This is a genomic window from Deinococcus aestuarii (assembly GCF_018863415.1).
In the GTDB taxonomy this organism is placed as follows: Bacteria; Deinococcota; Deinococci; order Deinococcales; family Deinococcaceae; genus Deinococcus; species Deinococcus aestuarii.
Genome location: NZ_JAHKSN010000011.1, coordinates 91,475 through 110,825 on the forward strand (window position 1 = coordinate 91,475; position 19,351 = coordinate 110,825).

The 19,351-nt window shown below is 73.1% G+C and carries 22 protein-coding genes; 16 read left to right on the forward strand and 6 right to left on the reverse strand.

Translation table 11 applies throughout. The annotated features are described in order from the left end of the window. Nucleotides 1–48: 48 nt before the first annotated feature. On the reverse strand, nt 49–825 hold the full coding sequence (locus IC605_RS14165) for a nitroreductase family protein (RefSeq protein ID WP_216325585.1): 777 nt from the start codon (nt 823–825) through the stop codon (nt 49–51). A 115-nt stretch (nt 826–940) separates the two neighbouring features. Further along, a complete protein-coding gene (locus tag IC605_RS14170) occupies nt 941–1,258 on the reverse strand; it encodes a hypothetical protein (protein ID WP_216325385.1) in 318 nt (105 codons plus the stop codon). A gap of 35 nt (nt 1,259–1,293) precedes the next feature. Between IC605_RS14170 and IC605_RS14175 the strand changes: the two genes are divergently transcribed. Continuing rightward, nucleotides 1,294–1,782, forward strand: coding sequence for a hypothetical protein (locus tag IC605_RS14175; protein ID WP_216325388.1), 489 nt, complete (start codon nt 1,294–1,296; stop codon nt 1,780–1,782). A 54-nt stretch (nt 1,783–1,836) separates the two neighbouring features. Here IC605_RS14175 and IC605_RS25145 read toward each other — a convergent pair whose 3' ends face one another. Both IC605_RS25145 and ndk read right to left on the reverse strand, forming a co-directional pair. After that, the gene (locus IC605_RS25145; protein ID WP_281416288.1) at nt 1,837–2,886 is read right to left on the reverse strand and encodes a GGDEF domain-containing protein; all 1,050 of its coding nucleotides are present in this window, start codon (nt 2,884–2,886) and stop codon (nt 1,837–1,839) included. Between the two features lie 132 nt (nt 2,887–3,018). Next, nucleotides 3,019–3,435 (reverse strand): nucleoside-diphosphate kinase, encoded by a 417-nt coding sequence (gene ndk / locus IC605_RS14185; RefSeq protein ID WP_216325391.1) that lies wholly within the window; start codon nt 3,433–3,435, stop codon nt 3,019–3,021. Nucleotides 3,436–3,649: 214 nt separating this feature from the next. Here ndk and IC605_RS14190 point away from each other — a divergent pair, with 214 nt between their 5' ends. Next, nucleotides 3,650–5,647: an ABC transporter permease gene (locus tag IC605_RS14190; protein WP_216325394.1), complete on the forward strand. Its 1,998-nt coding sequence runs from the start codon at nt 3,650–3,652 to the stop codon at nt 5,645–5,647. After that, nucleotides 5,648–6,562 (forward strand): ABC transporter permease, encoded by a 915-nt coding sequence (locus IC605_RS14195; protein ID WP_216325397.1) that lies wholly within the window; start codon nt 5,648–5,650, stop codon nt 6,560–6,562. Nucleotides 6,563–6,886: 324 nt separating this feature from the next. Here IC605_RS14195 and IC605_RS14200 read toward each other — a convergent pair whose 3' ends face one another. Continuing rightward, nucleotides 6,887–7,843, reverse strand: a complete 957-nt coding sequence (locus IC605_RS14200) for a LysR family transcriptional regulator (protein WP_216325400.1) — start codon at nt 7,841–7,843, stop codon at nt 6,887–6,889. Between the two features lie 127 nt (nt 7,844–7,970). On the opposite strand from IC605_RS14200, the gene IC605_RS14205 reads away from it, so the two are divergent. The 13 genes from IC605_RS14205 (at nt 7,971) to IC605_RS14265 (ending at nt 18,495) form a co-directional block, all read left to right on the forward strand. Then, entirely contained in the window at nt 7,971–8,258 is a 288-nt protein-coding gene (locus IC605_RS14205) for a hypothetical protein (RefSeq protein ID WP_216325403.1), read from the forward strand. A gap of 162 nt (nt 8,259–8,420) precedes the next feature. Then, on the forward strand, nt 8,421–9,818 hold the full coding sequence (locus tag IC605_RS14210) for a LysM peptidoglycan-binding domain-containing protein (protein ID WP_216325406.1): 1,398 nt from the start codon (nt 8,421–8,423) through the stop codon (nt 9,816–9,818). 141 nt (nt 9,819–9,959) lie between these two features. Beyond that, the gene (locus IC605_RS14215; RefSeq protein WP_216325408.1) at nt 9,960–10,247 is read left to right on the forward strand and encodes a ribosome-binding factor A; all 288 of its coding nucleotides are present in this window, start codon (nt 9,960–9,962) and stop codon (nt 10,245–10,247) included. Further along, nucleotides 10,244–10,654 carry an acyl-CoA thioesterase gene (locus tag IC605_RS14220; RefSeq protein WP_216325411.1) on the forward strand — a complete coding sequence of 137 codons (411 nt, stop codon included), beginning with the start codon at nt 10,244–10,246 and terminating at the stop codon, nt 10,652–10,654. Before IC605_RS14215 ends, IC605_RS14220 begins: the two co-directional genes overlap by 4 nt. Before the next feature lie 45 nt (nt 10,655–10,699). Next, nucleotides 10,700–10,885 (forward strand): hypothetical protein, encoded by a 186-nt coding sequence (locus IC605_RS14225; RefSeq protein ID WP_216325414.1) that lies wholly within the window; start codon nt 10,700–10,702, stop codon nt 10,883–10,885. Between the two features lie 139 nt (nt 10,886–11,024). Further along, on the forward strand, nt 11,025–11,501 hold the full coding sequence (locus IC605_RS14230; protein WP_216325417.1) for an NUDIX domain-containing protein: 477 nt from the start codon (nt 11,025–11,027) through the stop codon (nt 11,499–11,501). Nucleotides 11,502–11,505: 4 nt separating this feature from the next. Beyond that, nucleotides 11,506–12,984 carry a M1 family metallopeptidase gene (locus IC605_RS14235; RefSeq protein ID WP_343216622.1) on the forward strand — a complete coding sequence of 493 codons (1,479 nt, stop codon included), beginning with the start codon at nt 11,506–11,508 and terminating at the stop codon, nt 12,982–12,984. Nucleotides 12,985–13,046: 62 nt separating this feature from the next. Further along, complete coding sequence (locus IC605_RS14240; protein ID WP_281416289.1) at nt 13,047–13,688, forward strand: alpha/beta fold hydrolase; 642 nt, start codon at nt 13,047–13,049, stop codon at nt 13,686–13,688. 56 nt (nt 13,689–13,744) lie between these two features. Continuing rightward, a complete protein-coding gene (locus tag IC605_RS14245; protein ID WP_216325422.1) occupies nt 13,745–15,469 on the forward strand; it encodes a sensor histidine kinase in 1,725 nt (574 codons plus the stop codon). Further along, the gene (locus IC605_RS14250; RefSeq protein WP_216325424.1) at nt 15,466–16,527 is read left to right on the forward strand and encodes a DUF4097 family beta strand repeat-containing protein; all 1,062 of its coding nucleotides are present in this window, start codon (nt 15,466–15,468) and stop codon (nt 16,525–16,527) included. The genes IC605_RS14245 and IC605_RS14250 overlap by 4 nt, the downstream gene beginning before the upstream one ends. Continuing rightward, a complete protein-coding gene (locus IC605_RS14255; protein WP_216325426.1) occupies nt 16,524–17,183 on the forward strand; it encodes a response regulator in 660 nt (219 codons plus the stop codon). Before IC605_RS14250 ends, IC605_RS14255 begins: the two co-directional genes overlap by 4 nt. Then, nucleotides 17,180–18,058: a hypothetical protein gene (locus IC605_RS14260; RefSeq protein WP_216325428.1), complete on the forward strand. Its 879-nt coding sequence runs from the start codon at nt 17,180–17,182 to the stop codon at nt 18,056–18,058. Before IC605_RS14255 ends, IC605_RS14260 begins: the two co-directional genes overlap by 4 nt. After that, nucleotides 18,055–18,495: a hypothetical protein gene (locus IC605_RS14265; RefSeq protein WP_216325430.1), complete on the forward strand. Its 441-nt coding sequence runs from the start codon at nt 18,055–18,057 to the stop codon at nt 18,493–18,495. Before IC605_RS14260 ends, IC605_RS14265 begins: the two co-directional genes overlap by 4 nt. A 44-nt stretch (nt 18,496–18,539) precedes the next feature. Here the strand turns inward: IC605_RS14265 and IC605_RS14270 are convergent, their stop codons facing one another. Beyond that, nucleotides 18,540–19,286 (reverse strand): chlorite dismutase family protein, encoded by a 747-nt coding sequence (locus IC605_RS14270; RefSeq protein WP_216325594.1) that lies wholly within the window; start codon nt 19,284–19,286, stop codon nt 18,540–18,542. Nucleotides 19,287–19,351 lie beyond the last annotated feature (65 nt).

Below are 19,351 nucleotides of genomic sequence, written 5' to 3' on the forward strand. Positions count from 1 at the left end.
TGGAGAGGCGGGCGCGGCGGGGCACACCGTTCGTTTAGGAACGCCCGCTCAGGAAGGGCCGCCCTCCCCCTCCGGCACCTCGCAGGTCTCGCGGAAGACGAACTGCGAGAGCCGTTTGCGGTGGCGGCTGCTCCAGTCGATGCTGGGGCGCTTCTCGTCCTCCGGCAGGTAGCCCAGGCGGTAGACGGCCATGAGTTCGAGGTCCCCCGGCACCCGCAGCAGCTCGCGGATCATCTGCCACTGGCGGGGAATCTCCATCGGGGTGGAGACGAATTGCAGGCCCATCCCCAGGGCGCCGACCGCGTTCCAGATGTTCTCCATCGCCGCGCCGAGGCCGAAGACGGAGTAAAAGCCGCTCAGCTCGCCGGGGCGGTACTCTGCCCGGTCGAGCAGCGCGGCGAGGAGGAGGGGGCTGCCCTCCACCAGCTTGCGGTTGTCCTCGCCGAGTTTTTTCGGCACGCCGAGCTGGCGCATCACCCTCAGCCCCGCGTCCGAGAAGACCTGGCGGGTGAAGGGGCGCAGGGGGCCGGGCAGGTGGTCGATGTGGATGCCGTCGCGCTTTTGCTCCAGCTCGGCTTCCGTGAAGCGGAAGTAGCGGCGGTAGCGCTCGAAAAAGACGCCCGCCTCGATCAGTTCGGTCATGCTCTCGCCCGAGATGCGCGCGACCTCGCGGATGGTCTCCCGGTTCTCGATCAGGACGAAGCGCCACGGCTGGCTGTTGAAGTGGCTGGGGGCGGCCTGCGCGACCCGCATCAGGAGGTGCTGGTGCTCGCGGCTGACCGGCCCCGGCCGGAAGGGGCCGTTGGTGGTCCGGCGGGCGAGCATCCCCTCGATCAGCCCGGCCCGGGGCGGCCTGGGGGGGGAGGGCAGGGCGGGCGGCACGGTCATGGGTGCAGGCTAGCGCGGCGGTGAGGGGCCGCGTGCCCCTGCGACCCGGCCCTCACCACGCGCCCCACAGCCCCACCCCGAAGGCCGCCGCACACCCGAGCGCGAGCCGCCAGTGCCCCGCCCGCCCGGGCCGGGTGCGCGGCATCAGCAGCAGCAGGGCCAGCGCGGGGAGCAGGGCGAGGCCGCGAAGCCCCGAGAGCAGCCCCGACAGCCCCACCCCCGCGCACACCGCGAAGAAGAGCGCGTGGTGGACCCAGCGGGCCCTCAGCCGCCGGCGCCCGAGTTGCAGGCCCAGCCCCAGCGCGAGGAGCCCGCCGAGCAGGGCGGCGGTCACGAGCAGGGCGAGGCGGTGCGGGTCCACTTGTCCCATGCTCGCACACCCCTTCCCGGGCTACCCTGGCGGCGATGAAGGTCGCGCGTCCGGCTCCCGCCCTGCTTGCCCTGGCCGTCCTCCTGTGCGGGGGACTCTCGGGGTGCCGCCCGGACACGCGGGGGGGCACCGGGGAGGACCTGACCGCGCGGGTGCTGTTCACGGTCAACGGCACCTACGACGCCCAGGCCGACCGGCGCGAGCGGACCCACGGCGGGCTGCGGCGCATCACCTGGACCACGCGCCCGCCACTCCCCGCCCGCGCGGTGGCCGTCCGGTTCGACGGCAACGTCCGCTCCCTGTCGTGGGACCTGGAGGTCGAGGGCCCCGGGTTCAGCGCCCGCAGCCTCGCGGGGGAGGGGGCCGCCACCGTCTCCACCCCGCAGGGCGAGGGGCTCAGGCCCCGGGGAGGCCGCCTCGCCGAGGTGCTGATCTTGCGCACGCCGGGGGGCCTGCGCCTCGTGACGCGCGGCTTCGTGATCCGGGAGGAACCGTCGCTGCTGCCCGCCTTTCAGGGAGAATGACGGGCAACAGCGGGGCCCGCGCCTCCCCACCGCCCAGCCCTGATCCCCGCGCCCTCACTCCACCCGGTTTCTCCCCGACCGCTTGGCCGCGTACAGGGCCTGGTCGGCGCGGGCGAGCAGGGCGTCCGCCGTGTCGCCCGGGGGGCGAAAGGAGGCCACGCCGAGGCTGGCGGTGACGGGGAGGCCCGCGACGGGGGTGGCGGCGACGGCCTGGCGCAGCCGCTCGGCGAGGGCGTGCGCCTCAGGCCTGGCGAGGCCGGGCAGCAGGATCAGGAACTCCTCGCCGCCCCAGCGGCCCACCAGCCCGCCACTGCCGCGCACGGTGCGGCGCAGCCGCTTGGCGACCCCGCGCAGCACCTCGTCGCCCGCCGGGTGGCCGTAGCGGTCGTTGACGGCCTTGAAGTGGTCGATGTCGCACATCACGGCGCTCAGGGGGGTGCGGGTCTCCAGGGCGTGGCGCAGCCGGTCGAGGAGGTCTTCCTCGGTGGCGGCGCGGCACAGCACCCGGGTCAGGCTGTCGAAGCGGGCGGCCTGGAGCTGGGCGCTCGCCTGCTCGTGTAGGGTGAGGTTGGACTCGATGAGGCGGGCGGCGACGAACGACGTGCCCGCCAGGGCCGCCGTGGCGAGGCCCCCCGACACCCACGCGGCCAGGAGCGCCGGGGAGAGGGGCGGGCCCTCCAGCAGCACGAGGCCCACCCCCGCCAGGACGGCCATGACCGCCGCGCCGCCCCACGCCGAGCCCAGCAGCAGGGGCGCGACTCCGGCCAGCGCCGCCGCCCAGAGGGTCAGCTCGGAAGGCTGGAGGCCCAGGGAGACCATCCGCCACGCCTCCAGCCACAGCAGGGGCGTCAGGAGCACAAAGGCCCCCACCCCGACCCGGCGAAGGCGCCGGGGAGCCAGCGCCGCGCCGAGCAGGACGAGCACGAACACACCCGCCATCCAGAATTTCGGCGTCTGGTACGCCCCCGGAAAGGCGCCGGGCGGGTCGAGCAGGGCCGTGACGGCGGCGAACAGCAGGTAGGCCCCGCCCAGCAGCCACAGCGCCCACTGGCGGCTGCGGTGCAGCGCGGGGCGCAGGGGGGAGGCGGGGCGGCGCGTCAGCATGGTCTCGCCCCGCAGGGTAAGCCCCCCCGTCTGACCGTTCCCTTGCAGCCTGACCGGGGGGTCGACTCCGAACATGAAGACGCCGCCCGCGTCCCGGATGGGGCCTGCGGGCGGCGCGGCGGGGAGGGGAGCTCAGCCGAGCAGTTCCTCCGGCTTGAAGAACAGGCCCAGCTCACGCTCGGCGCTCTGGGGCGAGTCGCTGCCGTGGGTGACGTTCTCGCCCGTGGTCGTGGCGAAGTCGGCGCGGATGGTGCCGGGGGCGGCGTTGGCGGGGTTGGTCGCGCCCATCATCGCCCGCCAGCCCGAGATGGCATTCTCACCCTCCAGCGCGATGGCGACGACCGGGCCGCCCGTGATGAACTCGACGAGTTCGCCGAAAAAGGGGCGCTCGCGGTGCTCGCCGTAGTGGGTCTCGGCGACCTCACGGGGGATCACCATCTGCTTGAGGCCGACCACCCGGTAGCCCTTGCGCTGGATGCGGGCGAGAAGCTCGGGCGTCAGGCCCCGGCGCACGCCGTCGGGCTTGATCATGGCAAAAGTGCGTTCCATACCGCCCGCGAGGATAGCAGGCGGCGCGGTCCCCCCGGCCCCGGCACGCCCCCTGGAGAGCCCGTGATCGCCCCCATTCCCACGGCAGGGCTGCGGGCCGATTCCACGCCCCCACCTCCTCGTCCCAGCGCACACGCGGCGTGACGCGCACGGGGGGCCCGGCCCGTCCCCGCCACCCTTCCAGCCTGTCCAGTCAGGCCCCTACAATGAAAAAATGACCAACGTTTCAGACGCCCGCCCCTCGCCGACGGCGGCCCGGATCGCCCTGACGGCGAGCGCTGCCTCCGCGGCGGGGCTGCTGCTCTTTCCCCTCGCCACCCTGGGGCGCGACTTCAGCGCTGGGGGCGTGCTGCTGCACCTCACGGGCGGCACCCTCAACCTCAGCTCCAGCCAGCAGGCCCCCCTCCCTGCCGTGGGGCCTGTCCTCGCGCTGGGGTGGGTGGCCCTCGCCCTCCTCGTGGCGAGTGGGGTGGGCGCCGCGCGCCGGGCACGCTGGGTGTGGCTGACGGGCCTGCTCGCCTTCCTCGCGGGGGTGGCGGCGGTCCTCGTGCTGCGGGGAGTCCTGAGTGCGGAGACGGCCCGCGTGCTCACCGACACCAGCCTGCGGCCCGGCGCGAGGCGGCAACTGCGGAACTTCTACGGCGGGGGCGGGATGAACCTGGGCCTCTTCCTCGCGGTGCTCGGCGGGCTGATCACGGCGGTCGCGGGGCTGAGTGCGCGGCAGGCGTGGTGGGAGCGCCTCAACCGCCTGCGAGGCCTGCTCGTGCCCGCCGTCGCCATCGCGCTCGCGGTGCTCGTCGGCGCCGTCGTCGTCCTGATCGTGCAGCCGGGGGTGAACTCGGGCGACGTGCCCCTGTCGCTGTGGGGCCGCTGGCTCGCCAAGAGCGACGTGGTGTACTTCGTGTACTCGGCCCTCTTCGCGCCCGTCACGGCCCTCAATCCCTTCCTCGACAGCCTCAAGCTCGCCACGCCACTGATCTTCACCGGGCTGAGCGTGGCCTTCGCCTTCCGCACGGGCCTCTTCAACATCGGCGCCCCTGGTCAGCTCACGATGGGGGCCATCGGGGCGACGCTGGTCGGGGTGTACGGTCCTCCCGGGCTGGGGTGGGGGCTGCTCGTCCTCTCGGTCCTCGCCGCCGGGCTGGGCGGGGCGCTGTGGGGGGCGATTCCGGGCTTTCTCAAGGCGCGCTTCGGGTCGAGCGAGGTCATCAACACGATCATGCTCAACTACATCGCGTCGGCGATCTTCATCTTCCTGATCGGCAGCGAGACCTTCCCCTTCCTGGGTCGGGAATATAACCTCCCCTTCAAGGCCGAGGGCTTCGAGCCCCGCAGCGAGGAATTGCAGGAGGCGGCGCGGCTCCCCACCCTGCTGGGCCTGTTCAACGTGGGCGGGTCAGGCGGCGTGGCGCTCACCATTGCTCCCCTGGTGGCGCTCGTCGCCTTCCTCGTCGCCCGTCCGCTCCTCGCCCGCGCCCGGGTGCAGCGGAGCACGCTGCTCGCCCTGGTCGCGGCCCTCGTGCTGGGCGCCCTGACGTGGCGGATCGGGATTCCGGTACAGGTGACGGGCAGCCAGCTCAACGCCTCGTTCCTGATCGCGCTTCTGTGCGTGGCGCTGTTCGGGACGCTGATGTGGCGCACGGCGACCGGGTACGCGCTGCGGGCGGTCGGCCTCTCGCCCCGGGCGGCGGAGTACGGCGGGATCAGCGTGGCGCGCGGGACCATCTTGGCGATGACGCTGGCGGGCATGTTCGCCGGGCTGGCGGGCACGCACTATGTGAACGGCGGGGCGCTCGACGAGTACCGCCTGCGGGGGAACACCCCGGTCAACGTGGGCTTCGACGGCATCGCGGTCGCGCTGATGGGGCAGAGCACCCCGGCGGGCGTGGTGGCGGCGAGCGTCCTCTTCGGAACCATCGACACGGGCGGGCTGGAGGTGGACCAGCAGCTCGACCGGGTGAACCGCGACATCGTGACGGTCCTCAAGGCCTTGATCGTGCTGTTCATCGCGGCGGGGGGCTTCCTCAGCCGCCGGGTGACGGACCCGCCGCCTCCGCAGCTCGTGCAGGCGGCGGACCGGGCGGGCACGGACGAGACGGCCCGCCTGAGCCCCGCCGCCGCCGCCGGGGAACGCGCCACGCCGCTGCCCAACCTCGGGGTGAGCAGCGAGACCAATGCCCGGGTCGAAGAGGCCCAGAAAGGGGGCCGCTAAGTGGAAGGCCTCTTTGCCCAACTCCTGACGACCGCCTTCCTGGCGACTTTCATCCGCAGCCTGGTGCCCCTGCTCCTGACCGGGCTGGGCGGCCTCTTTAGCGAACGCAGCGGCGTCGTGAACATCGCGCTCGACGGCCTGATCATCTTCGGGGCACTGGCGGGCGCGGTGGCGACGCTGGCGCTGGAGCCCACCTTCGGGGCGCTGGCCCCCTGGCTGGGCTGGCTGGCCGGGGCGCTCGTGGGCGGCCTGATCGCCTGGATTCACGCGGTCATCTCCATCAAGTACCGGGCAGATCAGGTCATCAGCGGCACGGCGATCAACCTGCTGGCGAGCGGGGTGCCCGCCGTGATCCTGACCGCCCTGTACGGCACGAGCACGGAAAGCCCCAAGGTGCAAAATCCGCTGCCGCTGTGGGGCGTCGGGGAGCTGCGCTTCAGTCCGCCCGTGTTCTTCGCCTTCCTGGTGGTGGCGGTGACGTGGTACGTGCTCTACCGCACCCCCTACGGCCTGCGGCTGCGGGCGACGGGCGAGCACCCCGGCGCGGCGGCGAGCATGGGCGTGAACGTGCGGCGGATGCGCTACAGCGGCGTGATCCTCTCGGGCGTGCTGGCGGGCACGGCGGGCGTCTTCCTGAGCATCGGCAACCTCGACTCCTACGTGCGCAACATCAGCGCGGGGCTGGGCTTCATCTCGCTCGCCGCGCTGATCTTCGGGCAGTGGAAGCCGCTGGGGGTGCTGGGCGCCACCCTGCTCTTCGGCTTCCTCCAGGCGCTCTCGATCACCCTGGGCGGGACGGACCTGCTGCCGCCGACCCTCGTGACCGCGCTGCCGTACCTCATCACCATCATCGCGCTGATCTTCACGGGCCGCAGCGCCGCCCCCCGCGCGCTCGGCAAGCCGTACGACGGCTGAGGCGGGAGGTGAAGGGAGGCGGGCCTGGGACGACCGGGCCCGCCTTCCCCTTGGCCCCCTCATCAATGGTGCGGACAGTTTCATCACTCTCTGGGGTTTCTTGCGCTGGGAGGCGTTGCCGTCCACCCCCCTCTGCTGGGCAGCTCTGCGAGTCCCCAACCCCCTCTCCTGCGGAGCTGTGCCAGTCCCCCGCAATGGAAGAACTGTGAAACCCGACCGGACTCGTAGAGCTGCGTCAGCAGAGGGAGAAGGAAAAGGACGGATTCCAGAATGGAGTTGGCCTTCGTTTTCCCGAAGGAGAACGGCATGGGGCCGGAAGCCGTATCAGTTGGGCGGCGGGGCGGAGACCGGGACGGGGAGGGGACCCGGTTCCCCCGTAGGCAGCCCGGAGGCGGGGAGGTGGGCGAGGACGGCCCCGGTGAAGGCGCGCAGGAGCGGCAACCCGGCGCGGTGGGGGAGCGCGGCGAGCGCGAGGGGCCGGAACAGGGGCTCGGGCAGGGGCAGGGTGACGAGGCCGGGCGGCAGGGGGAGCAGGGCGAGCCTCGGCATGACGGTCACGCCCAGGCCGTGCCCCACCATCGAGAGGGTCACGCTGTCCTGCTCGACCTCCTGCACGCCCGTCAGGGGAACTCCCCGGGCGGCGAGGTAGTTCCGCACCCGCCGGTGGCAGGAGTCGCGTGCGGGCGGCAGGATCAGCGGCCCGGCGCCCAGATCGGCGAGGGTGACGGGGTGTGTTCCGCGGGTGGCGGGCGCGACGAAGAGGTACTCGTCGGGCGAGAGGGGGTGGAGCCACAGGTCGGGGGCCTCCTCGGCGACGATGACCGCGAGGTCCACCCGGCCCGAGCGCACGGCGGGCGCCCCTCTCCCGCCCGTGTCGGAGTCGAGGACGGTGACCGTCACGCGCGGGTGGCGGGCCCGGAACGCCGCGAGCGCGGGCGGGAGCAGGTGCGTGGCGGCGGAGCGCATGGACGTGACCCGCAGGGTGCCCAAGAGCCCTCCACCTTCCTCCTGCGCGGCCAGCAGCGCGTCGGCGGCGGCCTGCACGGCGGCGCGGGCGTGGGTCAGGACGCGGGCCCCCGCCTCGGTGGGAACGGTCCCACCCGGCGTGCGGCGCAGCAGGGGACGGCCCGCAAGCCCTTCCAGCTTGGCGACCGCCTCGCTGAGGCTCGACTGCGACACCCCGTATTCCGCCGCCGCCTCGCCGAAGCCCCCGGCGTCCGCGACCGCGATCAGGGCGCGGAGCTGGGCCAGCGAGGGGGCCTGGGGCGTCCGGTCGGTCATGCCCCATTGTAGGCGCGCGGCCCTGCCCAGCCATCGGTTCCCCCGATGACCATTCCGCGCCGCGTCTCCCCTACCCGATGTCCTGCGGGTGGGGTCCCGGCGCAGGCTGAGAGGCAGGAGGTGGCCCATGACCCACGCCCGCCCGGTTCTCCCCATCACCCTCCCCCTCGGTCCCCCCCGCCCGGAAGGCGAGGTGTTCGGCACCCTGATCGCCGAGGTGCTGACGCCGGATGGACACGCCAGCGCGCCCCCGCTGCCCGACTGGGAGCTGCGCGCCTGGGCGGTCGCCCGGCTGGGGGACGCGACGCTGGAGGCGAGGCCGCGCCGCCCGGGGCTGGGGGCGGTGGACCTGGACACGGAGTTGCGACGGGCCGGGTACACGCCGCTCGGGCCCATCCGGCGGGCGCGGCGATAGGAGATGAGGGCCGCCGGAGGACAAGTCCGCATGAGGTTTTTCACCCTCTGGGAGGACGGCGGTATCATTTTTCATCTTCCCGCCGCCGCGTCCTAGACGACTGGGGAGCGCGTCAGTTCCGGCTCACCCGCCCGCCGCGCGCCCGTGCTTGGCTGTGGGTCCATGTTCCGCCGCCTGATCCTGCTGTCTGTGCTGCTCGGCCCCACGCTGCTTGACCCGGGAGCCCTCGCGGCGGCGAGGACGGTGACCGTCCGCCCGGGCGACTCGCTCTACGGCATCGCGCGCAAGAGCGGGGTGAGCGTGGCGCGGCTCAAGGCCCTCAACGGCCTGAAGAGCAACACCATCAAACCCGGGCAAAAGCTGCGGCTGAGCGCGGAGGTCCCGGTGGCAAAGGCGGCCTCGCCCGACCCCGTGTCGGCCAAACCCGCACCCGGCAGGACCGCTCCCGCGCGCCCGGTCGCCGCCAAGCCCCCCGCCGTCTACACCGTCCGCCCGGGGGACACCCTGGGCCGGATCGCCGCCCGCGCCGGGGTCAGCGTGGCCGCGCTGCGGGCCGCCAACAACCTGAGCGGCACCCTGATCAAGCCCGGCCAGCGCCTGCGCGTGCCCCCGCGGGGCACGGTGGCGGTTGCCACCCGCCGTCCGGCTCCCCTCCGGCCCAGGACCGAGGTGCGGGTGGTCTACGGGTACGTCCGCGCGGGCCCGCGCGACACCCTCGCCTCCCTCGCCCGCAAGCACCACACGACCGCCGCGGGTCTCGCCCGACTCAACCACATGAACGTCCGCGCCCGCCCGTATGTCGGGCAGCGGGTCCTGGTGCCGCGCCGGGTGCCCGTGCCGATTCCGCCCGCGCCGCGCCGCCAGCCCGTGAGCGTGGGGCAGCTCAGGACGCTGGGCATCCCGGTCCGGGTGCTGAGGGTGGACCTGCGGCACCGGGACGTGCTCGTCGCGCCCGTGCTGCCGCGGGCGGGCCTGAGCGCCGGGGCGCGGGTGGGGACCCTGGCGCGCACGAGCGGGGCGCGGGCGGTCGTGAACGGCAGCTACTTCCACCCCCGCTCCTACGTGCCCGCCGGGGACCTCGTGATGCAGGGGAGACTGCTCGCCTGGGGCCGCATCCCCGCCGCGCTCGCCATCACGCCCGACAACCGCGCCACCATCATGACGAGCACCACGCCCCTCCTCGGGCGCCCGCTGGAAGCGAGCTGGCGTGGTATGGAAACCGTGATCGCCACCGGCCCACGCATCCTGACCTCGGGCCGGGTCGTCACCCGCTACGCCAACGTCTTCCGCGACCCCGCCCTCTTCGGCCGCGCCGCCCGCAGCGCTGTGGGATTGGGAAGCAACCGCGACCTCGTGTTCGTGACCACCCACGCCCGGCTCACCACCACCGAGATGGGCAAGGTGATGGCCCGGCTGGGGGTCAGGGACGCCCTCCTCCTCGACGGCGGCAGCAGCGCGGGCCTGGCGTGGAACGGCCAGCCGGTGCTAGACAGCGTGCGGAAGGTGGCGTACGGGATTGGGGTGTTCACGGACTACACGGGGCGGCGGTACGCGAGGTAGGGGGAGCGGCCAGCCCCCAGCGGCCTCCCGCCAGCGAAAGGGCGCCTGTGCCGAAAGCACCCATCCCGTTCCTGCTGGCCGCTGGTCCCTCCTCTTGCCCTACCATGCAGGGATGACGTTTCTTTCCCACCGGGGCCAGCCGTGAAACCCGAGCAGGTGCAGGCGCAACTGGCGCGGGTGCTGTCGAGCGCGATCTCGGAGTTGCGTGACCCCCGCGTGCCCCTGATCGTGACGGTCGAGCGGGTCAGCGTGACGGCGGACTACGGGCTGGCGCGGGTGTACGTGAGCGCGATGGGGGCCGACATGCCCGCCCTGCTCGACGCCCTCTCGCACGCGCGGGGCCACCTCCAGCGCGAGGTCGCCGCCCAGGTGCGGATGCGGCGTACCCCCACGCTGGAATTCCGCGACGCGGGAGACTCGCCGCTGTGACCGCGCCCGAAAGCCGCAGCGAGATCCGCGTGCGCTACGCCGAGACCGACGCGATGGGCGTGGCGCACCACGCGACCTACCCGGTGTGGTTCGAGGTGGGCCGCACCGACCTGATGCACCTTCTCGGCCTCCCCTACACCGAGGTCGAGGCGCGCGGCTACTTCCTGATGCTCTCCGGCCTGAACGTCGAGTACCGCCGCGCCGCCCGCTACGACGACCTCCTCACGCTGGTGACACGGGTGGGGAACGTCCGCTCGCGCACCCTGACCTTCACCTACGAGGTGCGGCGCGGGGACGAGGTGCTGGCGACGGGGGAAACGCGCCACATCGCCACCGACAAGACCTACCGCCCGGCGCGGCTGCCGGACGACGTGGTGGAGCGGCTGTCCGGGGGACGTAAGCAGTAACGGGGAAGGTTCCACGACGCCACGTTGGCGGGGCAACCTGGGGATGTGACTCCGCCTGATCGCCTGGAGGCCGTGCGGCGGCTTCATGGCCGGGTCGCGCGGCTCGGGCTCCGCATCGAGAAGACGCCCCAGCCGACCCCCCAGATCCGCCAGCGGGCCAGAGCCATCGCCGCGCCGCTGCGAGGGGCTCAGCCGGAAACTCACGGGGCGTTCCAGCTCCGCCCAACTTGATTTCGTGCAGGCCCGACTCCTGACTATTCACCAGGAACTTCGTGAGTTGTTCGCTCAGCAACTCAATCCGCTGATGGAACCGGACGCTGACCACTCCCCCCCACCCGCCCCCACCCCTTCCCGCTAGACTGCCCCCTACATGAGCCACCTGTCGCGCACCCTGCCGATCAAGCGCGCCGCACACGTCTACCTCGTCCGGGAGGAACAACTCCTGCTCGTCGAGGAGCGGATGGACGACGGCAGCATCTTTTACGGCCTGCCCGGCGGTAAGGCCTACCCGGGCGAGAGCCTCGCCAGCGCCGCCGTCCGGCAGGTGGCGGTGGAGACGGGCCTGACCGTCACCGACCTCGTGTTCGTGAGCCTGCTCGAGGGCGAGATGCTGACGGGCACCCGCAACGAGTGTTACGCCAACTTCGGGCGCTTCACGGCGACCTTCAGCGGCGACCTTGCGCCCACCGACCCCGAGGTCGTCGGCGTGAAGTGGGTGCCCTTCGAGCAGGTCGAGGGGCTGGTGCGCTACGGCCCGCCCCCCGAGGTCGAGGAACGCAACCCCCTGATCTGGGTGCCCACCCGCGACTTCCTGCGCGGCGAGGCCCGGACGTACTACCCCATCTGACGCCGTGCGACGCAAAGAACAGCCGCGGCTTGCCCTGCTCCTGCTGGGGCTCCTGAGCCTGGGCTGGACGGGGGCACAGCCGTCTTCCCCCTCCACCGTGCCCACCCTGCCCCTGCGCCCCGAGGTCTCCCCTGCGGCGGACACGCTCGGGGACCCCATCTTCCCCGGCCTCGGGCAGGCAGGGCTCGACGTGCGGCACTACGACGTGAGCCTGACGGTGGAGCGGCCCGGCACGCCCGAGCTGTACGGCAGCGTCACCCTCACGCTGAGCAGCACCCGGCCTCTCGCCGAAATTCGGCTGGACTTCCTGGGTCTGGCGGTGAGCGCCGTGCGCTGGAATAACCGGGCCGCGCCCTACCGGGTGGACGCGGCGGCCCAGAAGCTGAGCGTGACCCCGCCCGCGCCGCTGCTGCCGGGGCAGGAGGCGCGGTTGACGGTCGTGTACGGGGGGCGCCCCGGCGTGATTCTCGACCCAGGGTTCGGGACGCCCGTGCAACTCGGCTGGCAGAGCGTCCTGGCGGCGGACGGGCGGGTGGGGGCGAACTTCACCCTCAGCGAGCCGCACGGCACCCACACCTTCCTGCCCAGCAACGACCACCCCTCCGACAAGGCGACCTTCACCACGCGCCTCACCGTGCCGCAGGGCTTCACGGCGGCGGCGAGCGGGGTGGAGGGCCCGGTCACCGAGCGGGGGGGCACCCGCACCTTCGTCTTCACCCAGGCCCAGCCCATCCCGACCTACGTGCTGGGCCTGCACGTGAACCGCTTCGAGCGGGTGACGGCGCCCGCCGTGCCGGTGGGGGTGGGTGGGGCGACCGTCGCGCGGCGCGACTACTTCCCGGTGGGCACGCCCCCGAATGTCCGCGCCGTGTACGACCGGACCGGGGAGGCGCTGCGGGTGCTCTCGGAGTGGTTCGGCCCCTACCCCTTCGGGGCGTGTGGGGTGGCCCTCGTCACGCCCCGGCTGCCCGCGCTGGAGACGGCCACGCTCAGTACCATCCCGCCCAACCTGAACACCGAGCGCACCGCCGTTCACGAACTCGCCCACCAGTGGTTCGGCAACGACGTGAGCCCCGCGACCTGGGCCGACGTGTGGCTCAACGAGGGCTTCGCCACCTACTCGGACGTGCTGTGGACCGAGGCGCAGGGCGGAGACGGGCAGGCGGTCGCCGCCCGCTGGTACGACACCCTCGTGCGCGGGGGCAGCCGTCCCCTCGTCGCCACGCGGGAGGAGCAGCTCTTCGACCGCAGCGCCTACCAGCGCGGGGCCCTCGCCGTCCACGCCCTGCGCGCGGCGGTCGGCGACGCCGCCTTCCGGGCCTTCCTGCGCGCCTACACGGCCCGCTTCTCGGGGGGCACGGTGAGCACCCCGGAGTTCCTCGCCTTCGCCCGCGCGCAGACGGGAGAGCGGGGGGAGGCGGCGCTGCGGCTGTGGGTGGAGTCGCCCACGCTGCCGCCGCTGCCGGTGGTGGCGGGGCGGTGAGGGTCCGAGTAGACGGGGCCAATCTACAAGTCACCATCCTTGGTGAGGGGCCACCCCTGTTGATGCTGAGTGGTGGGCCGGGCTGTGTGAACGACCTGAAGCCCGTCGCAGGGCTGCTGCCCACCTTTCGTTGTCTTCTCCTCGATGCGCGCGGCGTGGGCAAAAGTCTAGGCGGTCCACACGATCTGGGAACGGCGCTCCGTGACCTGGAAGCCGTGCGGCAGACACTTGAGCTGGAACGCTGGGCCGTGCTGGGCCACTCTTGGGGAGCTGACCTGGGCCTCGCCTACGCGCTGGCGCACCCGGAGCGGATCATGCGGCTGGTGAGCTGGGCGGGGACCGGTATCCAGAACGACCGTGACTGGCACGCCGCCTACGAGGCTGGGAAAGATGCGGAGCCGCAGTTCGAGGTGGACTGGGACCCAGGGGTTCATCGGGTGCTGCTGGACGACTGGCGGCGTTTCATCAAGACGCCTGACCTGCTCGCCCGCCTCGCCCGGCTTCCCACGCCCGTCACCTTCCTGCACATGGGGGCCGACATCCGCCCTGGCTGGCCCGCCGCGCAACTCGCGGCGCTGCTACCACGAGCCGAATTCTTGGTGTTGCCCGGTGCGCCACATAACGCCTGGTTGACCCACGGCCCAGAGTTGGAGGAAGCACTGCGGGCCACGTTATCCGACATTCAAAAAGAAAAGAGGGCCTGACCCCTTCCCCCTTTCGGCGGACGCCCATCCCTCCCCGTGCCCCCTAGCCTGCGGGCATGATGGAGGCGATGACCCTGCCACCCGCACCGGGGCGCCCGCGCCGGGAGGGGCCCTGGAGCGATCTCCTGAGTGCCCGGACTTACCGCGTCGCCCTGTACGTCGGGCTGGCGCTGCCGCTGGGCGGGCTGGTCTTCCTCCTGCTCGCCGCCGGGACGCTCGCGGGCGTGCTGACCCTGCCGCTGCTGGTCGGCGCCGCGCTGCTGCTGGGCACCCTCTGGCTCGTCCCGGCGCTCGCGGGGGTGCAGCGGTGGCTGGCGGGGCTGCTCGGCGTGCGCTTCTCCCGGGTGCTGCCGCCGCCGACCCACGCGGGCGTCCTCCCCTGGCTGCGGGCGACCCTGAGCGACGGGGCGACCTACCGGGCGCTGATGTTCCACACCGTGCAGCTTCCCCTGGCCGCCCTGTGCTGGACGGTGCTGGGCTCCCTGCTCGGCGTGTCGCTGCTCGCCCTCACGGCTCCGCTGTGGACCCGCCGTCCCGACCTGTTTCCCGTGATGTGGGACGGCGGCACGGTGGCCTTTTCCGGGCTCGGCGTGGCGGGCCTGACCCTGGCGGGGGTGGGCGGACTTCTCGTCACGGCGGCGGTGCTCGACCTGTTCGGTCGGATGTGGACCCGGCTCGCCACCGCGCTGCTCGCCAACCGGGCGGACGAGGTGATCGCCCGCCGCGAGGTGGCCGCCCTGCGCCGCGCGGCGGGCCGGGTGGCCCTGGGCGACGACCTGGGCGCGACCCTCGCCGACCTGGCGGCCCAGGCGCGGGCGGCGAGCACGGCGCGGGCGGTGGCGCTGGTGAGCCCCGACGGCACGGTGCGCGCGGCGAGCGGCCCCGACCACCCCGGGCTGCGCGGCCCCGCGCCCCTCCTCCCGGCGGGGGGAGCGGACGTGCGCCTCGCGGCGGGGGGCGGCGCCCGGGCGACCCTGCCGGTCGTGGCGGGGGGGCGGGACGGCGGCACCCTGCGCGCGGTGTACGCGCCCGGCAGCGGGCCCACCCCGGACGAACTCGCCTTTTTGCTGAGCATCGCCGACCACGCGGGCACGGCCCTGCACGCCGCCGAACTGATCGAGCAGGCGAGCGCGCGCGCCGGGGAGCAGGAACGTGCCCGGCTGGCCCGCGAGCTGCACGACAGCGTGGCGCAGGCCCTCTACGGCATCACCCTCGGCGCGAAGACCGCCCGCGCCACCCTGGGCCGCGACGAGGCCAAGACCCGGGCGAGCCTCGACTACACCATCCGCCTCGCGGAGGGGGGTGTCTCGGAGATGAAGGCGCTGCTCTTCAGCCTGCGCCCCGACGCGCTGGAGGAGGGCGGGCTCGTCGCGGCCCTGTCGCAGCACGCGCACGCCCTGGAGGCCCGCCACGGCCTGACCGTCCACGCGGGGATGGGGGCCGAGCCGGGCCTCTCCCCCGCCGCGCAGGCCGCCGCCTACCGGGTGGCGCAGGAGGCGATGCACAACGTCGTCAAGCACGCCCGCGCGAGTCGGGTGTGGCTGACCGTCCGCGGGGAAGGGGGGGAGGTCACCGTGCAGGTGAGAGACGACGGGCGGGGCTTCGACCCGGGGGCGCTGCCGGGCGGCACCCTCGGGCAGCGGGGGATGCGGGAGCGGGCGCGGGAGGTCGGCGGCACCCTCGACGTGAGGAGCGAACCCGGCCAGGGCACCACCGTCACGCTGACCCTGCCCGCCGAGCCCCGGCCGACCCCGGCGCCCGGGGGGGAGGTGACCGCGTGACCATCGCCCGCCGTCCTCCCGACCGTCCCCTGCCGCCCGTCCTGGCCCGAATCGCCCTGGGGCTCGCCCTCGTGGCGGGTGGGGTGGGGCTGGGCTGGCAGGGCGCGCGGGTGACGCCGGTGCCCGGCCTGGAGACCGTCAGGACACCGCTGCGCGTGCCCCTCTCGGGTGCGACCTCGCTCAACGTCCGGCTGGAGGGCGACCGCACGACGTTCCTCGTCGGCGGGCTGGCGTGGCCGGAGCGCTCGGCGCTCGTCGGCACGGCGACCCGCCGCGAGCGCAACCCGGTGGAGCTGGCGACGCTCCGGCAGGAGAACACCCTCCACGCGCAGGTGCGGCTGAACGTCAGGCCGCTGAACGAGGGCGTGATCCGGGGAGGCACCGCGCCCCTGCAACACAGGCTGGAGGTGGGGCTGACCCGGGGGGTGCCCGTCACCCTCACCACCGACGCCTACAGCGGGGAGGCCCGACTCGACCTCCACGCCCTGCGGCTGCGGGCGCTCAGCGTGCGGTCGAGTTTCGGGGACGTGACGGCGACCCTGCCGGGGCGCCAGAGCGGGCCCCTGACCTTCGTCACGCTGGGGGGCGACGTGACCCTGCGCGCCGGGTCCGGGTGGCGCTCGCCCGCCCTGCGCGTGAACACCGAGAGCGGAGACGTGCTCCTCGCCCTCGGAACGGCCCGCACCGAGGCCCTGAACATCGGCACCCGCAGCGGCGACGTGACGGGCGAGTTGCCGCGCGCGGGTCGCCTGAGCGTGACCACGGGCTCGGGCGACGTGGACCTCAACCTCCCCGACGGGGCGGCGGGCGCCTTCGACTTCCGCTCGGAGGGGGGCCGGGTGACCCTGGTGGTGCCGCAGGGCCTCTCCACCCGGGTCCGCTTCACCGACCGGGGCGCGGTGGACTTGCCGCGAGGGTGGCTGCGCCAGGGCAACACCGCCGCCACCACCTCCCGCGCCCTCGACGCCCCCGACCTCGACCTCTTCATCGACGCGCGGCAGAGCGACCTCTCGACCCGCGAGCCGGGCACCACCCCCGAAGGAGACCCGACGCCGTGACCGCCGAACCCACCCCTGCTGCCCCCTCCGTGCGCGTACTCCTCGTGGACGACCACGCCGTCGTCCGGCAGGGGCTGCGTCTTTTCCTGGGTCTCGACCCCTCCATCGAGGTCGTCGGCGAGGCCGCCAACGGCGAGGAGGCGCTCGCCCAGGCGGGCATCCTGCACCCCCAGGTCGTCGTGATGGACCTGATGATGCCCGTGATGGACGGCATCCAGGCCACCCGGCTCCTGCGCCGCGCATGGCCCGACACGGAAGTGATCGCCCTGACGAGCACCCTGGAGGAGCACAAGGTGAACGGCGCCATCGAGGCCGGGGCCATCGGCTACATGCTCAAGGACGCCTCCTCGGACACGCTGGCGGGCGCCATCCACGCCGCCGCCCGGGGTGAGGTGCGGCTGCACCCGGAGGCCGCCCGCCGCCTGGTGCGCGACTTCCGCTCCCCCGACATGCGCGAGACGCTGACGCCCAAGGAGACCATCGTCTTGCAACTCATCGCGCGGGGCCACTCCAACCGCGACATCGCCCACGACCAGGGGGTGAGCGAGGCGACCGTGAAGACGCACGTGAGCCGGTTGCTGAGCAAGCTGGGGCTGGAGAGCCGGACGCAGGCGGCGCTGTACGCGCTGCGGCACGGGCTGGCGCGGCTGGAATGAAGCTCTCAGCCTTCAGCGGTCAGCCGTCAGCCTGGAGCGGGTGGCGGTTGCCCCTGCTGATGGTGGGGATCGCGGGGCTGGGGGTCGTGGCAGGCGTCGTGCGGGCGGGGCTGCTGGAACCGGACAGGTGGAGTCTGCTGGGCTCCCTGTTCTACGCGCCGTGGCTGCTCCTGCCCGTGGCCGCCGTCGCCGCGTTCTGCGTGTGGCTGGCCCGCGTGAGTCCCGGGGCGGCGCTGGGAGGTGGGGTCGCCGCCGCCCTCGTCGCTGCCGTGTACACCTTCGAGTTGCTGCACCCGAAGGACAACCAGGACGCGAATATCGGGCTGGGCCTCTACCTGGCCTTCGGCTGGCTGTTTCCCCTCGGCCCGGCCGTGCTGGTGGGCGGGCTGTCGGGCTTTCTGGAGGAACGGCTGCGGAACCGTTCCCCCTCTCCCGCCGCGCTGGAGGACGCCCGGCCCCTGCCCCCGCTGCGGCCCTGGCTGTGGCCGTTGGTGGTGCCGGGGGTAGTGTCGCTGGCGGTGTCGGCGCCATTCGCGGAGTTGTGGCGGGTTGGGCAACTGGACGTGGCGGGACTTCCCGGCCTGCTGCCGGCCGTGATCTCTGGCTCCGCCGGGCAACTCGCCGTCGGCCTCTCCCCCGCCCTGATCGCCCTGCTGGTCCTGCGAGGTCGCGCCGCCCGTGACGGAATGCTCCGCCCCCGGCTCACGGCCTTCTGGGGCCTGTGCCTGGGGCTGGCAATGACGCTGGGGCTGTTCGGCTTCGGCCTGTCGGTGCTGCCGCGCCTGCCGTTGGAAAGCCTGCTTTTGCTGTGCGCCGCGCCGCCCATTGTCGGGTACGGTGCGGGATGGGGGCTGGGCACTCGGGGAGGAAGATGACGCGCGTTCCCCTCAAGCCCTGGCTGTGGCCGCTGCTGCCTCCGGTGCTGGTGGCGCTCGCCTCGGCGCTCCTGCCGCTGCTCGTCTTGTGGCGGTGGTACGGGCGTGGGTCCGCAACCTGGCCCGAGGTGCTGTTGAGCCTGGGCGGGGCTGCGCTCGGCACGCTGATCCCCGTCCTTGCTCCGCTCCTCACCGTCCTGTTCGTGTTGCGTGCCCGCGCCAGGCGTGACGGCGTGCTGCGCCCCCGGCTCACGGCCCTCTGGGGGTTGTGCCTCGGGGTGGGTGGCAGCGTGCTGTTGTATGCCCTGGGCCTGCTGTTCGGCCTGTCCCCGACCGCCTTCGCGCCGCTCCCACTCCTGCTCGCGCTCTTTCTGGCGCTCCCGGTCGTCGGGTATCTGTTGGGGCGTTGGCTGGGCACCCGACCCACCAAAAACTGAGGCAGAGGGCCACCGCTCACGCCCCCTGCCCCAACCCATCGGCGTCAGCCAAGGTCCTGTATCACCTCCGCCAGCTCCTTTTTCACGCACGTGAACATCGGCGTGTCCCGCAGCGTGTACATGCTCGCCTCGGTGTAGCGCAGGCGGTGAACGAGGTCCACGAACTCCTGCGGGTAGTCGGAGTCGAAGGAGACCACGAACTCCTGGTCGTCGATGCCGTAGGAGTACGAGGTGTTGATCCGCACGCCCTTGAAGGGACCCGAGGCGTAGATGTGCTCGTCCATCATGCCCTGGCGCGAGTGCGGCGTCAGGTCGTACCACGGGCGGGTCTTGATGAAGGGGTAGATGAAGAGGTACTTGCCCTGCCCCGGCAGGATTTCGAGGCCGTGCCCGCTGCCCTCGATGCGGTTGACGTACTGGCTGCGCCTCTGCATGGAGACGAAGTTGAAGGGCTGCGTCAGGTAGCCCATCAGCCGGGTGCGGTTGAGCCTCGCCTGCGCCTCCTGAAACTCGCGCACGTCGAAGGCGATCCGCCACAGCATGAAATCCACGTCCGCGCGCACGCCGACGAGGCTGTACGTGCGCTGGATGATGCCCTTCTCGGCGGGAGCGTCGTCCACCCAGCCCTGGGCGGCGGCGAGGAACTCGGCCTTCAGCTCCTCCCGTTCAGTCAGAGGCAGGCGGCGGAAGGCGGGGTCAAGCTTGTAGAAGGCATAGTTGAGGAACTGCCGCTGGGCGCGGTCGGGCTCGCGCTGCGTGACCTGCCCGCTGGGGTCGAGGTCCACCATCATCTTCGGACGGCCACCGGGGGCGCCGCCGGGCCTGCCTCCCGTAGGCGGCGTGTTCTCCGTCTGCG

What these genes read in the sequence shown, in the direction of transcription:
- IC605_RS14175 (WP_216325388.1), top strand. Translation starts at nt 1,294, where the DNA reads ATGAAGGTCGCGCGTCCGGCTCCCGCCCTGCTTGCCCTGGCCGTCCTC.
- IC605_RS14240 (WP_281416289.1), top strand. Translation starts at nt 13,047, where the DNA reads ATGCTGAGTGGTGGGCCGGGCTGTGTGAACGACCTGAAGCCCGTCGCA.
- IC605_RS14245 (WP_216325422.1), top strand. Translation starts at nt 13,745, where the DNA reads ATGATGGAGGCGATGACCCTGCCACCCGCACCGGGGCGCCCGCGCCGG.
- IC605_RS14165 (WP_216325585.1), bottom strand. Translation starts at nt 825, where the DNA reads ATGCTCGCCCGCCGGACCACCAACGGCCCCTTCCGGCCGGGGCCGGTC.
- IC605_RS14210 (WP_216325406.1), top strand. Translation starts at nt 8,421, where the DNA reads ATGTTCCGCCGCCTGATCCTGCTGTCTGTGCTGCTCGGCCCCACGCTG.
- IC605_RS14260 (WP_216325428.1), top strand. Translation starts at nt 17,180, where the DNA reads ATGAAGCTCTCAGCCTTCAGCGGTCAGCCGTCAGCCTGGAGCGGGTGG.
- IC605_RS14190 (WP_216325394.1), top strand. Translation starts at nt 3,650, where the DNA reads ATGACCAACGTTTCAGACGCCCGCCCCTCGCCGACGGCGGCCCGGATC.
- IC605_RS14270 (WP_216325594.1), bottom strand. Translation starts at nt 19,286, where the DNA reads ATGATGGTGGACCTCGACCCCAGCGGGCAGGTCACGCAGCGCGAGCCC.
- ndk (WP_216325391.1), bottom strand. Translation starts at nt 3,435, where the DNA reads ATGGAACGCACTTTTGCCATGATCAAGCCCGACGGCGTGCGCCGGGGC.
- IC605_RS14205 (WP_216325403.1), top strand. Translation starts at nt 7,971, where the DNA reads ATGACCCACGCCCGCCCGGTTCTCCCCATCACCCTCCCCCTCGGTCCC.
- IC605_RS14170 (WP_216325385.1), bottom strand. Translation starts at nt 1,258, where the DNA reads ATGGGACAAGTGGACCCGCACCGCCTCGCCCTGCTCGTGACCGCCGCC.
- IC605_RS14265 (WP_216325430.1), top strand. Translation starts at nt 18,055, where the DNA reads ATGACGCGCGTTCCCCTCAAGCCCTGGCTGTGGCCGCTGCTGCCTCCG.
- IC605_RS14230 (WP_216325417.1), top strand. Translation starts at nt 11,025, where the DNA reads ATGAGCCACCTGTCGCGCACCCTGCCGATCAAGCGCGCCGCACACGTC.
- IC605_RS14200 (WP_216325400.1), bottom strand. Translation starts at nt 7,843, where the DNA reads ATGACCGACCGGACGCCCCAGGCCCCCTCGCTGGCCCAGCTCCGCGCC.
- IC605_RS25145 (WP_281416288.1), bottom strand. Translation starts at nt 2,886, where the DNA reads ATGCTGACGCGCCGCCCCGCCTCCCCCCTGCGCCCCGCGCTGCACCGC.